Source organism: Stenotrophomonas sp. YJH_SMC_82 (assembly GCF_059368875.1).
The window spans coordinates 1-13,837 of record NZ_JCAFSE010000007.1 but is presented as its reverse complement, the minus strand read 5'-3'; the positions used below and the strand labels follow the sequence as shown (position 1 = coordinate 13,837).

Genomic DNA, 13,837 nt, shown 5'->3' with positions numbered 1-13,837 from the left:
TTAACTCTCTTGTTCCACCAGGCGCTGCAGCGCCGCCTGGCTGTGCGGGAGATCTGCGGCCTTGGCAACGTCCTGGCCGAGGAACTCCATGATTTCCGGCCAGCGTTCCAGGGCTTCGTCGGTGGCCGCGTCGTTACCACGCTGGTAGGCACCGATCGCGATCAGGTCACGGTTGGCCGAGTACGCCGAGACCAGTCGCTTCAACTTGCGGATGCGCAGGCGCCACGGCTCGTCGGCGATTTCCGTGACCACGCGGCTGACCGACGATTCGACGTCGATGGCCGGGTACAGGCCGCTGTCGGCCACCCGGCGCGAGAGCAGGATGTGGCCGTCGAGGATCGCGCGTGCGGCGTCGGCGATCGGATCCTGCGGATCATCGCCTTCGGTCAGTACGGTGTAGAACGCGGTGATCGAGCCGCGGCCCTTTGCGCCGTTGCCAGCGCGTTCGACCAGCGCCGGCAGCTTGGCGAACACCGAGGGCGGGTAACCGCGGGTGGTCGGTGGTTCACCGACCGACAAGCCGATCTCGCGCTGCGCCTGGGCGAAGCGGGTCAGCGAGTCCATCAGCAGCAGCACGTTCAGGCCCTGGTCGCGGAACCACTCGGCGATGGCGGTGGCACGGTAGGCACCGTGCAGGCGCGCCAAGGGTGGCCGGTCGGCGGGGCTGGCCACCACCACGGCGCGGCGCAGGCCTTCCTCGCCCAGCGTGGTCTCGACGAAATCGCGTACTTCGCGGCCTCGTTCACCAATCAGGCCGACCACGATCACGTCGGCAGCGGTGTAGCGGGTCATCATGCCCAGCAGCGTCGACTTGCCGACGCCGGAACCGGCGAACAGGCCGACACGCTGGCCGCGGCCGATCGGCAACAGCGCGTTGATCGCGCGCACGCCCACGTCCAGCGGCTGGGTGATCGGTTCACGCGCCAACGGATTGATCGACACGCCGGCCATGCCGACATGCCCTTCTGCGCGGATCGGGCCCTTGCCATCCAGCGGCACGCCGTCGCTGTCGATGACGCGGCCGAGCAGGCCTTCACCCACTTCCACGCCGCCACGCCGCGCCGACGGTACCACGCGGGCGTTGGGCAGCAGGCCGTGCAGTTCGGCGCTGGGCATCAGGTAGGTGCGCTCACCGGCAAAGCCGACCACTTCGGCATCGACCCAGCCACCATCGACCACTTCCACCTTGCAGCTGGCGCCCAGCGGCGCCTCGCAGCCGACCGCTTCCAGGGTGAGCCCGACCGCGCGGCGCAGCACGCCCTCGCGGATCAGCCCACGGCCATGCGCGGTATCCACGCGCAGGCCGTCCAGGCGGCGGGCCAGGCGCAGGTTGCGGGCCACGGCCCAGTCGGCCGGCGGCGGCGTCGTTTGCGGTGCGGCGCTCATGCCGTCGCCCCGGTCTGGCGGATCACCGCATCCAGCGCACCGCGCAGGCGGGCCTCCAGGGTGCCGTCGATGCGTACGGCTTCGGCGTGCACGCGCAGGTCGCCACGGCTGAGGCTGGTATCCGGTACCAGGCGCTGCGCCGGCGACAGGTTCAGCAGCGGGGCAAGCGCGGCGATATCATCCGGGTGCAGCCGCACTTCCACCTCGCGGGTGCTGCCGCCCACGGCGTCAATCGCTTCGCCGACCAGCTGCGCCAGCAGTGCCGGCTCGGCCTCGTAGGCGCGGCCGACCAGCGCGCCGGCGATGCGCACCGCCAGTTCACCAAGGGCGCCGACCACTTCGTTCTCCAGCCGCATCAGCGGCCGGCTGAAGTTGTCGAGGATGCCTTCGATCTGCGCGGCGAGGCGACGCACCTCCGCCTGGCCCTGGCCGTACCCTTCGGCATGGCCCTGATCGAATCCTTCCTTCTCCGCGCTGTCCTGGATCGCCTGGATTTCCTCCAGGGTCGGCAGCTGCAGCGGCGGCTCCGGTTCGTGTTCCGGGTCCGGCTCGGTGAGTTCGAACGCGTCCTCCTGCTCCAGCGCCGGTTCGGGCTGGGCCAGCAGGTCCGGGGCAAGCCAGCGCACGACGTTGCTCACAGCATGGCCTCCGCGCTGCCGCCGATGGTGACGGTGCCTTCATCGGCCATGCGCTTGACGATGGCCAGGATCTCGCGCTGCGCGCCTTCCACGTCGGACAGGCGCACCGGCCCGCGGGCTTCCATGTCTTCCAGCAGGATCTCGGCCGCGCGCTGCGACATGTTGCGGGTGATCTTGTCGCGCACCTTGATGTCGGCACCGCGCAGGGCCAGGCCCAGGCGCTCGCCGCTCACCTCGCGCAGCACCAGCTGCATCTCGCGGTCGTCCAGGTCGACCAGATCGTCGAACACGAACATCAGGTCCTGGATGCGGTTGCTCAACGGCGCATCGATGCGGGCGATCTCGCCCAGGATCGCCTGGTCCTGGCCGCTGTCCATGAAGTTCAGGATGTTGGCCGCGCACTGCACTCCGCCGATGTTGGACGACTTCAGGTTCTGGTTGCCGGCGAACTGGCGCTCCATGATCTCGTTGAGTTCATTGAGCGCGTTCGGCGGAATGCCGTCGAGGGTAGCGATGCGCAGCAGCACGTCCACGCGGGTACGGTCCGGCAGCAGTTTCAGCGCGTCGGCGGCCTGGTCGGTTTCCAGGTGCGCCATCACGATGGCGATGATCTGCGGGTGCTCGTTGCGCACCAGGTCGGCCACCGCACGCGGGTCCATCCACTTCAGCGCGTCCAGGCCGGTGGTGTTGCGGCCGAGCAGGATGCGGTCGATCAGGTTGCCGGCCTTCTCGCTGCCCAGCGCCTGCACCAGCATGTTGCGGATGTAGTCGTCCGAGCCAACGCCGAGTGAGGTCTTCGAGCCCAGCTCCTGGCCGAACTGGTCCATCACCCGCTCAACCTGCTCGCGGGTGATGTCGGTCATGGTGGCCATGGCGATGCCGATTTTCTGCACCTCCTTGGGTTCCATGTGGCGCAGCACTTCGGCCGCGTCCAGCTCACCCAGCGAAAGCAGCAGTACGGCGGCGCGCTGCACGCCAGTCAGTGCGGCCTCAGTCATTTGCCACCCAACCCTTGACCACCTGGGCCACGCGCTTGGAGTCGGTCTTCACGGCTTCACGCGCCATCCGCAATCGTTCCTCATATGAATCCACCGGCAGGGCCAGTGCTTCCGGCCCGCCCAGGCTGGCCCGGTCAGCGCCCAGCGCCGGCAGCGGCATGCCATCGTCATCGACCAGCTGCACGTCCGCGGTATGCGGCTCGAGTGCCTGTTCGTCGTTCTTCCTGCTCTGGCCGGTGATCGCGCGCAGCGCCGGACGCAGCACGCCGAACAGCAGCGCCAGCACCACCACCGCGCCAAGCAGCATGCGGCCGGCATCGTGCACCCACGGCAGCTCCCACCACGACGGGCCTTCGACCGGCGTGGTGTCACGCACGAACGGGGCATTCATCACCGACACGGTGTCGCCACGCTCGGCGTTGAAGCCGACGGCCTGCTTGACCAGCGCTTCGACGCGGGTCAGTTCGGCAGCCGACAGCGGCTGCGGGCTCATCTTGCCGTTGGCGCCGGCGCGCGGCACGTTGTCCACCAGCACCGCCACCGAGACGCGCTTGATGCGGCCGGCCGGCTGGCGGGTGTGCTGCAGGGTGCGGTCCAGCTCGTAGTTGCGGGTCGCGTTCTTGCTGCTTTCGGTCGGGGCCTGCGCGGTGGCCGGTGCGGCCTGCTGGCCCGGCGGGCTGTTGCTGGTCGCACCCGGCACGCCCTGCGGGCCCGGCGTGCTGGTGGTGTTCTCGCTCATCTGCTCGCTGCGCAGCTTCTGCGGCTCGCCGTTGTAGAGCTCGCGGGCTTCCTCGGTCACCGAGAAATCCATGTCCACGCTCACTTCCGGGTTGACGCGGCCGGGGCCAGTCATCGGTTCCAGCAGTTCGCGGATGCGCTGGTTGAACGAAGTTTCCTGGCGGCGCACCTGCTCGAACTGGGCCGCGTTGACCGCCGCCTCGCTGTTCGGGTCGGTAATGCTGAGCATGCGCCCGCTCTGGTCGACCACGGTCACCCGTTCCGGTGCGAGGTCCGGAATGCTGGCGGCGACCATGTGCACGATGGCATCGACCTGGCTGCGTTCCAGCTGCTGGCCGCCACGCAGTTCCAGGGTGACCGAGGCGCTGGCCACGTCACGCTGGCGGGTGAACGCGCTGGGCTTGGGAATGGCCAGGTGCACGCGCGAATCGCGCACCGGGCGCAGCGTGTTGATGGTGCGCGACAGCTCGGTTTCCAGCGCGTGCTGGTAGCGCGCGCTTTCCACGAACTGGCTGACACCAAAGCCGGGGTCGCGTTCCATCAGCTCGAAGCCCAGCTTGCCGCTGTCGGTCAGGCCGGAGCCGGCCAGCTTCAGGCGGGCATCGTGCAGGTTCTTTTCCGGCACGGTGATGCCACCGGTGGCCGGGTCGAGCGCGAACGGAATCTGCGCGGCGCGCAGCAGGTCGGTCGCTTCAGCGGTCGCCTTCTGGTCCAGGCCGGTGTACAGCGGGACCATGCCCGGCTTCTGTGACCAGAAGAACACGGACAGGCCTGCCGCCACCGCCACCGCGATCATCGCCATCAGGCCCAGCCGACGGGTGATCTGCAGACTCTGCAGGCGGTCGAACCATTGCCCGGCCTTCTCGGCGTTCAGGCTGTCCTTGGAGAGCGTCAGTGCCATGCGTCAACGTTCCTTACAGCGGCATGTTCATCACGTCCTGGTAGGCCTGGACGAGACGGTTGCGGACTTCCACGGTGGCGCGGAAGGCGATCTGGGACTGCTGCGAGGCGACCATCACCTTGGCCAGGTCGGCGCTGGGGTCGCCCATCTCGAAGGCCTTGGCGAGGGCGCCGGATTTCTGTTGCGCATCGTTGACGCCGGCAATCGCACCACGCAGGGTTTCGGTGAAGCTGGCCGGCTGCACCTGCGGCGCATCCAGCACCGTGCCCGGCAGGGCATTGCTGCGCGGCGTTTCGCCCAGCGGGTTGAGCGCCGGCTGTCCCATCTGGGTCTGATAGGAGCGGATCTGCGAAAGGATCGAAGTGACGGAGTGGGACATCTGCAACGGTTCCAGAAACAGGGATGGGGTTGTCTGCTGGAGCCAGTGCAAGTGCCGTGCCGAAACCGGTTTTCGATTCAGTGAAGTGAGGAGGTTGGGTGTGCGTGCGGGGTTGCACCCCGCGCCCCGCGGTAGTGCCGGCCGCTGGCCGGCAACCTCAACGGCAACGGCCGAAGCCGGAGCCGGAGCCGGAGCAACAGCAGAAGCGGGTCTACTGAGGGATGGCGGGGTGGGTCCGGTTACGGGGGACGCCGTAAATCCGTCCATGGAGGCTCGGTCGCGCCATCCATGGCGCTCACGCCCCCGCAACCGGACCCACCCCGCCTTCGACAGGTGGCCGCGATCTGTTGGAACTTGCTGCTGATGGTGGGTGCCGACCGTTGGTCGGCACGGGCTCTGACCCCATTGGCGGCGCCATTTAACCGGCGTCGGTTTTCTGGCCTATGGCTGCAGGGTCCATCGGCCGGAATTCTGGCGCTGGCGCGGGGCGATGGGGCCGTCATGCTGGGTGTAGATGAAACGGCCCTGGCGGTCGCTCTGGCAGGTCAGCAGCAGGGTGTGGTGGGCGGGGCCGGCCGGGTGGGCCTCGGTCATCTGGATTTCGGCGATATGCGGGGCCAGGCGCTGGTAGCGGTAGCTGCCGCCGATGCGGCGGTCGGTGCCGAGGATGTCCAGCACGTACTGGCTGCCAGCAAAGCTGAGCTGCACCATGCGTCCGGCGTTGGGGTTGTCCGGCGCGTACAACGGGTCGCTGAGGTTGGTGAACCGGCGTTGGTCGAGCGCGGCGGGCAGGGTGCAGTTGGCCGCGGTGGCCAGGGCCGGGGAGAGCAGGACGGCGAGCAGGATCAGGTGATGCATGGTGGGACCTCCTTGGGATGTCCCTGCCATGCTCCGCACTGCGATTCCGTTGTCTCTAGGAAAACGTGCAAATGCAATGGGGTCAGATCCCTTTCCGCAGGAAAGGGATCTGACCCCGGGCGCCAGAAACACCAACGCCCGGGCAAGCCCAGGCGTTCGTGCCCCCTTCATGCGGGTCGCGCGCTTCAGCCGGCCAGTTCGGCCTGCTCGCGCTCGATGCCGTACTTGCGCAGCTTTTCCACCAGGGTGGTGCGGCGCAGGCCAAGCAGCTGGGCGGCGTGGGCGACCACGCCCTGGGTGCGTTCCAGTGCTTCGTTGATCAGCCCCAGTTCGATGTTGGCCATGTGGTTGCGCAGGTCCAGACCGTCGTCGGGCAGTGCCGCCGGGGCGGCTGCGCGATTGACGGCGATGCCGTGCTCCAGCGCCGGCTGGTTGCCGCTGCCGGGCGTGTGGAACGAGAAGCTGCGCAGGTCCAGGCGTTCTTCGCTGGCAACCGGCGCTGCAGGTACCGCTGCGGCCACCGCTGCCAGCGCGGCATCGCCACGATAGCGGGCCGGCAGGTCCTGCACGCGCACCGAGCCGCCCGGATGCAGCACCGCCAGGCGCTCGACCAGGTTGGTCAGCTCGCGCACGTTGCCCGGCCACTCGTAGCCGGCCAGGGCCTGCAGGGCTTCCGGGGTGAAGCGCACTTCGCCACGGCCGGTGCGGGCCAGCTGCGCGGCGATGGTTTCCACCAGCGCCGGCAGGTCTTCGCGCCGTTCGCGCAGCGCGGGCACGTCGATCGGGAACACGTTGAGGCGGTAGAACAGGTCCTCGCGGAACTTGCCCTCGGCGATGCGGGTCTCCAGGTCGCGGTGGGTCGCGGCCACCACGCGCACGTTGCAGCGGATGGTCTGGTTGCCGCCAACGCGCTCGAAACTGCGTTCCTGCAGCACGCGCAGCAGCTTCACCTGCATCGGCAGGCTCATGTCGCCGATTTCGTCGAGCAGCAGGGTGCCGCCCTCGGCCATTTCAAACCGGCCCTTGCGCGCGGTCAGTGCGCCGGTGAAGGCGCCCTTCTCGTGGCCGAACAGTTCGCTTTCCAGCAGGTCGGCCGGAATGGCGCCGCAGTTGATTGCCACGAACGGGCCATCGCGGCGCGGCGAGCGCTGGTGGATCGCGCGTGACACCACTTCCTTGCCGGTACCGGATTCACCCAGCACCAGCACGGTGGTATCGAACGCGGCCACCTGTTCGATCATGGTGCGCAGCGCGGTCACCGCCGGGCCGTTGCCGGTCGGGCCCTGGTCCTGCGCGGCACCGGCCTGGTGCTCGGCGTCCAGGCGCTTGAGGCTGGCACGGCGCAGCAGGGCCTCCATCTGCGCATGGCGCAGCGGCGTTTCCAGCGGCCAGATGTTGGCTTCGTGCAGGCCGTGCTGCTGGGCAAACGCAGCGGCATCACCGTCGGCCAGCAGCACCGGCGGCGGCAGGCTGCTGCCGCCCAGCCAGTGGTACAGCGCGGTACTGGCAGCGCTGTCGTCCAGGCTGCCGACGATCACCGCCATCCAGTCGTTCTGGCGCTGGCGGCCCAGGTCGAAGTCGGCTGCGTCGGACACCCAGCGCGGGTTGAAGTCCATGAATTCCAGCAGGGCAACGGTGCGCTCTGCGCGCACGGCGTCGTTGTCCAGCACCAGGATGCGCGATTCGCTCACGACTGTTCCTCCCTGAGGCCTTCCAGGATCGGCATGACTTCCTGGATGTAGGACAGCTTGCTGACAAAGTTGTCGGCGCCGGCGCGCAGCGCGTGTTCGCGGTGCTCGGCGTCGTCGAAGTGGCTGGCGATCACGATGTACGGTGCATCGTCCTGCGACTTGATCAGGCGGGTGGCCTGCAGGCCGCCCATTTCCGGCATCGCCAGGTCCATCAGCACCACCTGCGGGCGCAGCGTTTCCGAGCGCTCGATCGCTTCCAGGCCGTTGCCGGCACTGCCGACGATCTGCAGCCAGTCGATCTTGCGGAAATGGCGCATCGCCGCGTTGATGAAGCCCTCGTGGTCATCGACCAGCAGGACCGTGAGCTTGTTCATGTCCAACATCCTTTTCAGCCCACCCGGGCCAGCTGGGGTTGCCTGGCGCTGAGCCGGCGCCGTTCGCGGGCCGGGGCGATATCCAGTTGTTCTCGGTATTTTGCGACGGTTCGGCGGGCAATGTTCACCCCCTGGCGTGACAGCAGGCCGGCAATGGCCTCATCGGCCAGCGGGCGGCCGGCCGGTTCGGCGTCGATCAGGCGGCGGACCATGGCCTTCACCGCCTGGCCGGAGACGCTGGCGCCTTCCAGGCGCACGGCGAAGAAGTGCTTCAGTTCGAAGGTGCCGCGCGGGGTCTGCAGGAACTTGCCGGTGGTGATGCGCGAGACGGTGGACTCGTGCATGCCGATCTCCTCGGCCACTTCCTTCAGGGTCAACGGCGCCATGGCCTCTTCGCCACGGACCAGGAAGGCGGCCTGGCGCTCGACGATCACCCGCGCGGTGCGCAGCAGGGTGTCGTAGCGCATCGACAGGCCACGGCTGAACCAGCGCGCCTCCTGCAGCATCTCGCGCAGCGCCGGGGCGGCGTCGCTGGTTTCGGCCAGCACCTGTTCGTACTGGCTGTTGATCGACACGCGACGGCTGGTGGCCGGGTTCAGGGCGACCTTCCACTGCCCGTCGGCGTGCCAGGCGACGACGTCCGGCACCACCACCGCGTTGCGTTCGGGCAGCAGGCTGTCGCCCGGGCGCGGCTGCAGCGAGAGGATCAGGCGCACGGCCTCGCGGACGTCGTCGATCTCGGCATCGTGCAGGCGGGCGAGGGCGGGGTAGTCGTGCGCGGCCAGCGCTTCGAGCGCGCCATCGAGAATACGGGCGGCCAGGTGGCGGGCCGGCACGACGCCGTGCAGGCTGCGCAGTTGCGCCTGCAGGCCTTCGCGCAGGTCCTGGGCGGCCATGCCTGCGGGCTCGCCGTGCAGCAGCTGCTGGCGGATGGCTTCCACCCCGTCGGCAGCGATGTCGAACTGGGCACTGGCCAGCAGCTGCAGCTGTGCCAGCGGCGCCTGCAGGTAGCCTGCCTCATCGCAGTGGTCCAGCCAGAACGCGGCCACCGCCAGCTGATGGTCGTCCATGTCCAGCGACAGGCGCTGCAGCACGCGCAGCTGCGGGTCGGTCGACTCGCCGGCGGCGATGCGTGCCATGCGGTCGTCATCACCGTCCTGCCAATTGGCACCGGCCACATCCCACATCGACGGCTCGGGCAGCTCGTCGAAGGCGGCGGTGTCGAGGGTGGTGGCACTCGCTTCGGTGGCTTCAGCAGCGGGCGCTTCGGCCTCCTCGATCTCCAGCAGCGGGTTGGAGTCCAGCAGGCGCTGGATTTCCTGCTCCAGGTGCAGGCCATCGAGCTGCAGCAGCCGGATCGACTGCAGCAGTTGCGGGGTGAGGTGGAGTTGCTGGCCCAGCTGGGTCGAGAGTGCAGCCTTCATCGTGGTTCCCCGGCACCGCTCCCCGGCGCCTTGTGGAACGCATCTTGCTTTTGATCCGGCGGGGGCGGAATCGGGGGGTTCCTGATGCATTTCGTGGAACTCCCGACAGGGTGTAGGGGAATTCCCTACACCGACGCGGGAAATTGACGAAATGCGTCGCCAAGTCATTGATTTGTGGTGGCGAAGCCGCTGGGCGCGCGGCGGTCGGGGCACGGATTCCTGTCAGGGAATGTCGGGGTGACGGGATGTCGTCGCCAACGCAGGGTGTCGCGGGGTCAGATCCGTTTCCGCGGGAAAGGGATCTGACCCCGATACCGGCGCCTACTCGAGCTCGTGCTGATGGCGTGCGGCCAGCAGCAGCAGGTCATTGGCGCGGCGGCAGCCCAGCGATTCCATCATCCGCGCGCGGTGGGTCTCCACCGTCTTGACGCTGATGCCGAGATCGGCGGCGATTTCCTTGTTGCTCTCGCCCTTGCCGATGCGGCGCAGGATCTCACGCTGCCGTGGTGAGAGTGCGGCGATGCCGGTGGGTTTCTCGCGGCCCAGCATCGGCGCCAGCATCTTGGCCGAGATCTGCGGGCTCAGGAACACCTGGCCGGCGTGCGCGGCCCGCAGTGCCAGTTCCAGCTCCTGCGGTGCGGCGTCCTTCACCACGAACCCGACCGCGCCACGATCCAGTGCATCGCGCACGTGGGCGGCATCGTCGTGCATGGTCATCATCACCACCCGGGTACCGGGGGCACGCAGGCGGATGTCGCTGAGCGCTTCCAGGCCGGTGCGGCCCGGCAGCGAGAGGTCCATCAGCACCACATCCGGTGCGTGCTGCAGGGACAGTTGCAGTGCCTGTTCGGCGTTGCTGGCCTCGGCCACGAGCTGCACGTCGGCAAACCCCTGCAGCAGCCGCGCCAGGCCGGCGCGGACAAGGGTGTGATCGTCGACGATGAGAACTCGCACAGGCACGCAGCAGATCCGTGTAGGGGCATCCACCTTAACTTAGCTGAACGGGCGCGCCAAGGGTCGGCCGTACAGCGCCAAGGGGGCGGGTTTCAGCGTGCGCGGCGTGCCTCGGCCACCTGGCGGCGGTGCAGGCGGAACAGGTGCCGCTCCATCGCCATCTCCAGGCCATCACCCAAACGCTGGAAGCGCAGCCACAGGAAGTGCCCGCCGCTACCGTCGGCGGCTTCTGCGACGACCTCCACCGGCAGGTCGATGTGGTCGGGCAGCCAGTCGCTGGGCTGCAGGCGCACCACGCCGGCCTGGCCGGGGCTTGCGCCACTGCGCGGGCCCAGCTGCAGGCGGATGCCACGGCGCGACCAGCGCACCGGTCGCAGGGTCAGCTCCTGGCCCTGCTGGCGCACCAGCCGGCCGAGCAGCACCATCGCCAGGTCCAGCTTGGCTTCCAGGCGCTGCAGCTGCAGGCTGGCTTCGTTGCGTTCGTCGTGCTCGTCGCCGCGGCTGTCCTCGACCAGTGCCAGGCTGCGCAGCAGGCCTTCGGCGCTGCTGGTGCGGCCGGCCGCGCTGCCCGCCTGGAACTCGGCCGGCAGGGCCAGTTCGCAGCTGAGCGTCTCGTCGAACAGCTCGCTTTCGGCCGGGTGATGCAGCGAGGTGGTCGGCAGCGAGGTCATGCCAGCGATTCTGCCTGCAGATAGGCATGCGCCGCGCGAAGGGAGCGCTGGCCGTCGTTCATCAGTGCGGCCACGGCATCACGGCGCTGGCGCAGCAGGCCGAGCAGACTCTGATGGCGCTCGAACAGGGCGCTCAGCGGCGCGTGGTCCGCAGCGGTCAGCGGCTGGCTGAGCAGGGCGTGCAGGGTGCTGTCGTGGCCGTCGAGCAGGCTGTCGGCCTGGTCGAGGGAGTCTTCGCCCAAGGCTCTCTCGAAGGCATCCAGCTGCGCATGCAGTTCCTGCAGGCTCATGGCGCCACCGCGGCCGGGCGGCGCTGTTCGTGCGGGATCGCGTTCCAGGCGCTGTCGATCTCGCCCAGCAGCTGCAGCGATTCATCCAGCGCGGCACGGTCGTTGTGCAGGTTGGCCTCGGTCAGGCGCTGCAGCACGTAGTCGTACAGCGCAGACAGATTTCCGGCGATCTCGCCACCGGCCTCATGGTCCAGCGAGCCGTTGAGGTGGCCGACGATCGCGCAGACTTCGCCGATCGCCTTGCCCTTGCCGGCCTGGTCACCGCGTTCAAGGCTGGCCAGGGCGCGGCGCACGCGCTCCAGCGCGCCGGCCAGCAGCATCGCCACCAGCTTGTGTGGATCGGCATCGGCGACCGCACTGGTCACCCCCACCTGGCGGTACTGCTCGGCATATTGACGGCTGGAACCGTACATTCGTGATTCTCCTTGCGCGGGGTGCCGTCGGGTGATCGCGGGGACCGGTGCCGACGGCGCGGCGATGATTGCTGTTGCGTCCGTTATCGGTGCATTGCGCGGCAAACTTGAGTGCCGTGCATGTCCGTCAGCGGTTCAACTGGGCCAGCTGCTGCTGCAGCGCGGTGTTGCTCTGCTGCAGCTTGCCCATCAGGCTGTCCAGCGCCAGGAACTGCTTCTTGTAGCGCTCTTCCACGCTCTTCATGCGCGTGTCGAGGTCCTTGCGGCGCTTGTCGATGTTGTCCAGCGTGGTGTTCAGGCCCTTGGTGCGGGCAACGAAGGCGCCTTCCTTGCCGACCGTGGTGCTGACATAGCCGTCGACCAGCGTGTACAGCTTGCCGGCACCGCCGGTATCACCGGTGATCGCCTGGCGCATCTTCTCCGGCTGGCTGGCCAGTGCGGCGGCGAACTTGGTGGTGTCCAGGATCAGCGTGCCGTCGGCATTGGGATAGCCACGGGTATCCAGGCCGATCGCCTTGGCATCGAGCTTGTCACCGGCCAGGTCCTTGAGCACGCTCGACATCACCGAGCGCAGCTGGCTGGTGGCGCCGCGCATCTGCGCATCGCCGGTCAGCGTGGAGGCTTCCTTGGTCTTGGCGTCGTACTTGGTTTCGGTGTTGATCGCCGCCAGTGCAGCGTTGTAGGCGGTGACGAACTCCTGCATCACCTTGGTGGCTGCCGCAGTGTCCGTGCTGATGGTCACCGTGCTGGTGCCCGGCATCTTCAGGTTCAGGGTCAGGCCCGGAACCGCATCGGCCACGGTGTTGCTGGCGCTGACGACCTTCACACCATCGATGGTCAGCTCGGCGTCGGCGGCGGCGGTGTTCTGCTTGAGGCTGTTGACCAGGCCGCCCAGTTTGGCGTCGCTGCCGGCGTATTCGAGCTTGATCGCGTTGGCGGCACCGGTCTTCTCCTGGGCGATCGACAGGTACTGGTTGTCGCCGGAGCTGATCAGGGTGGCCTGCACGCCTTCCTTGCGGCCGGCCGCATCGATCTTGTTGCGGATGGTGGTCAGCGTGTCGCCGTCCTCCACCTCCACGTTCATGGTCTTGGCCTTGTCGCCCACGCCAACGGTCAGCGTCAAGGTTCCGGCAGCAAACGTGTCGGTCTTGGGTACCGAGGTATCGGCGATCAGTTTGTGCGCTGTCGCCAGCGAGGTGACATTGACCACGTGCGTGCCGTTGGAGGCCGCAGCCTTGGTGGTGCCAACGTCATACAGCGCGACCGACGCCGTCAGGATCTCGTCGGTGCCCTTGTCGCCGCCCTTGCTGGCGGTCACCGTGCGCGTGTCGAACGCCGTGGTGGCCTTCAGTGCGGTCAGCGCCGTCTTCAGCTTGTCGAAGGCAGAGGTGATGGTGCCGATCGACGACAACTGCATCTTGGCCTTGGACTGCTGCAGGTTCAGCGCATTGTCGGCGGGCTTGCGGTCAGCTGCGACCAGCTGGTTGACGATGCTGGAAATATCCAGTCCCGAGCCAATGCCACCGTATCCAAAGTCTGCCACGTCGTTTCTCCTGGTATCCGGGCCCGGCCGTCGTGCGGTGGCCCGTCGTCAACGAAAATAGCGGCCTGCGCCGCTGGGTCTTGAGGACTTCGTCGATGCACGTGCCGTGCCAATCGCCTGGCGCGGGTTCTGGCACGCGGGTTGCAGGAGGGCTGGGGCAGGGTGCGGGTAGGTTCACCGCGGGCTGCCGGGAGTCTGCAAAAAGCCCTCCCCCAATGCAGGGGAGGGATCAGGCTACTGACAATCGGGGGGAGACGAAGCCGCCCGGTACGTACAGTCAAAGGTACAGCGCTGAAAGAGAGGTCCGCAGGAGCGGGCGATGCCAAGCCGGTTCGGGAGTGATCCCGGGCCGGGCATGGCCCGCGCCTTCGTGCATCGTGGCTTCCCGGTTGCCGCTACCGTCGGTTCGATCCGACGGTAGCGGCGCCTTCTTGCCGTGGATCAGCGCAGCAGGCTGAGCACGCCCTGCGGCACCTGGTTGGCCTGGGCCAGCATGGCCGTACCGGCCTGCTGCAGGATCTGGGTGCGGGTCAGTTCGGCGGTTTCCTTGGCGAAGTCGGTGTCCTTGATGCGGCTGCG

The 13,837-nt window shown here is 68.1% G+C and carries 15 protein-coding genes; all 15 read right to left on the bottom strand.

Annotated features, from left to right (window positions below):
• Nucleotides 1-1,386, bottom strand: a complete 1,386-nt coding sequence (locus AC5P53_RS19915) for a FliI/YscN family ATPase (protein ID WP_014647044.1) — start codon at nt 1,384-1,386, stop codon at nt 1-3.
• A complete protein-coding gene (locus AC5P53_RS19910; protein ID WP_241886785.1) occupies nt 1,383-2,024 on the bottom strand; it encodes a FliH/SctL family protein in 642 nt (213 codons plus the stop codon). The genes AC5P53_RS19915 and AC5P53_RS19910 overlap by 4 nt, the downstream gene beginning before the upstream one ends.
• Nucleotides 2,021-3,007, bottom strand: coding sequence for a flagellar motor switch protein FliG (gene fliG / locus AC5P53_RS19905; protein WP_024958226.1), 987 nt, complete (start codon nt 3,005-3,007; stop codon nt 2,021-2,023). The genes AC5P53_RS19910 and fliG overlap by 4 nt, the downstream gene beginning before the upstream one ends.
• Before the next feature lie 7 nt (nt 3,008-3,014).
• Nucleotides 3,015-4,661 (bottom strand): flagellar basal-body MS-ring/collar protein FliF, encoded by a 1,647-nt coding sequence (gene fliF, locus AC5P53_RS19900; protein ID WP_014647047.1) that lies wholly within the window; start codon nt 4,659-4,661, stop codon nt 3,015-3,017.
• A gap of 13 nt (nt 4,662-4,674) precedes the next feature.
• Nucleotides 4,675-5,040: a flagellar hook-basal body complex protein FliE gene (gene fliE / locus AC5P53_RS19895; RefSeq protein ID WP_014037113.1), complete on the bottom strand. Its 366-nt coding sequence runs from the start codon at nt 5,038-5,040 to the stop codon at nt 4,675-4,677.
• 441 nt (nt 5,041-5,481) lie between these two features.
• Nucleotides 5,482-5,898 (bottom strand): hypothetical protein, encoded by a 417-nt coding sequence (locus AC5P53_RS19890; protein WP_241886786.1) that lies wholly within the window; start codon nt 5,896-5,898, stop codon nt 5,482-5,484.
• Between the two features lie 185 nt (nt 5,899-6,083).
• A complete protein-coding gene (locus AC5P53_RS19885) occupies nt 6,084-7,589 on the bottom strand; it encodes a sigma-54 dependent transcriptional regulator (RefSeq protein ID WP_046430458.1) in 1,506 nt (501 codons plus the stop codon).
• A complete protein-coding gene (locus tag AC5P53_RS19880) occupies nt 7,586-7,963 on the bottom strand; it encodes a response regulator (RefSeq protein WP_005409556.1) in 378 nt (125 codons plus the stop codon). The genes AC5P53_RS19885 and AC5P53_RS19880 overlap by 4 nt, the downstream gene beginning before the upstream one ends.
• A gap of 14 nt (nt 7,964-7,977) precedes the next feature.
• On the bottom strand, nt 7,978-9,387 hold the full coding sequence (rpoN, locus tag AC5P53_RS19875) for an RNA polymerase factor sigma-54 (RefSeq protein WP_241886787.1): 1,410 nt from the start codon (nt 9,385-9,387) through the stop codon (nt 7,978-7,980).
• A 321-nt stretch (nt 9,388-9,708) separates the two neighbouring features.
• Complete coding sequence (locus AC5P53_RS19870; protein WP_032959406.1) at nt 9,709-10,341, bottom strand: response regulator; 633 nt, start codon at nt 10,339-10,341, stop codon at nt 9,709-9,711.
• A 92-nt stretch (nt 10,342-10,433) separates the two neighbouring features.
• Entirely contained in the window at nt 10,434-11,012 is a 579-nt protein-coding gene (locus AC5P53_RS19865) for a PilZ domain-containing protein (RefSeq protein ID WP_014647052.1), read from the bottom strand.
• The gene (locus AC5P53_RS19860) at nt 11,009-11,302 is read right to left on the bottom strand and encodes a hypothetical protein (protein ID WP_046430460.1); all 294 of its coding nucleotides are present in this window, start codon (nt 11,300-11,302) and stop codon (nt 11,009-11,011) included. The genes AC5P53_RS19865 and AC5P53_RS19860 overlap by 4 nt, the downstream gene beginning before the upstream one ends.
• Nucleotides 11,299-11,715: a flagellar export chaperone FliS gene (gene fliS / locus AC5P53_RS19855; RefSeq protein WP_005416447.1), complete on the bottom strand. Its 417-nt coding sequence runs from the start codon at nt 11,713-11,715 to the stop codon at nt 11,299-11,301. Before fliS ends, AC5P53_RS19860 begins: the two co-directional genes overlap by 4 nt.
• Before the next feature lie 127 nt (nt 11,716-11,842).
• On the bottom strand, nt 11,843-13,258 hold the full coding sequence (gene fliD / locus AC5P53_RS19850; protein WP_014647054.1) for a flagellar filament capping protein FliD: 1,416 nt from the start codon (nt 13,256-13,258) through the stop codon (nt 11,843-11,845).
• Between the two features lie 441 nt (nt 13,259-13,699).
• Nucleotides 13,700-13,837, bottom strand: a 138-nt coding sequence (locus tag AC5P53_RS19845; RefSeq protein ID WP_279923195.1) for a flagellin, incomplete at its 5' end; no start/stop codon positions are given.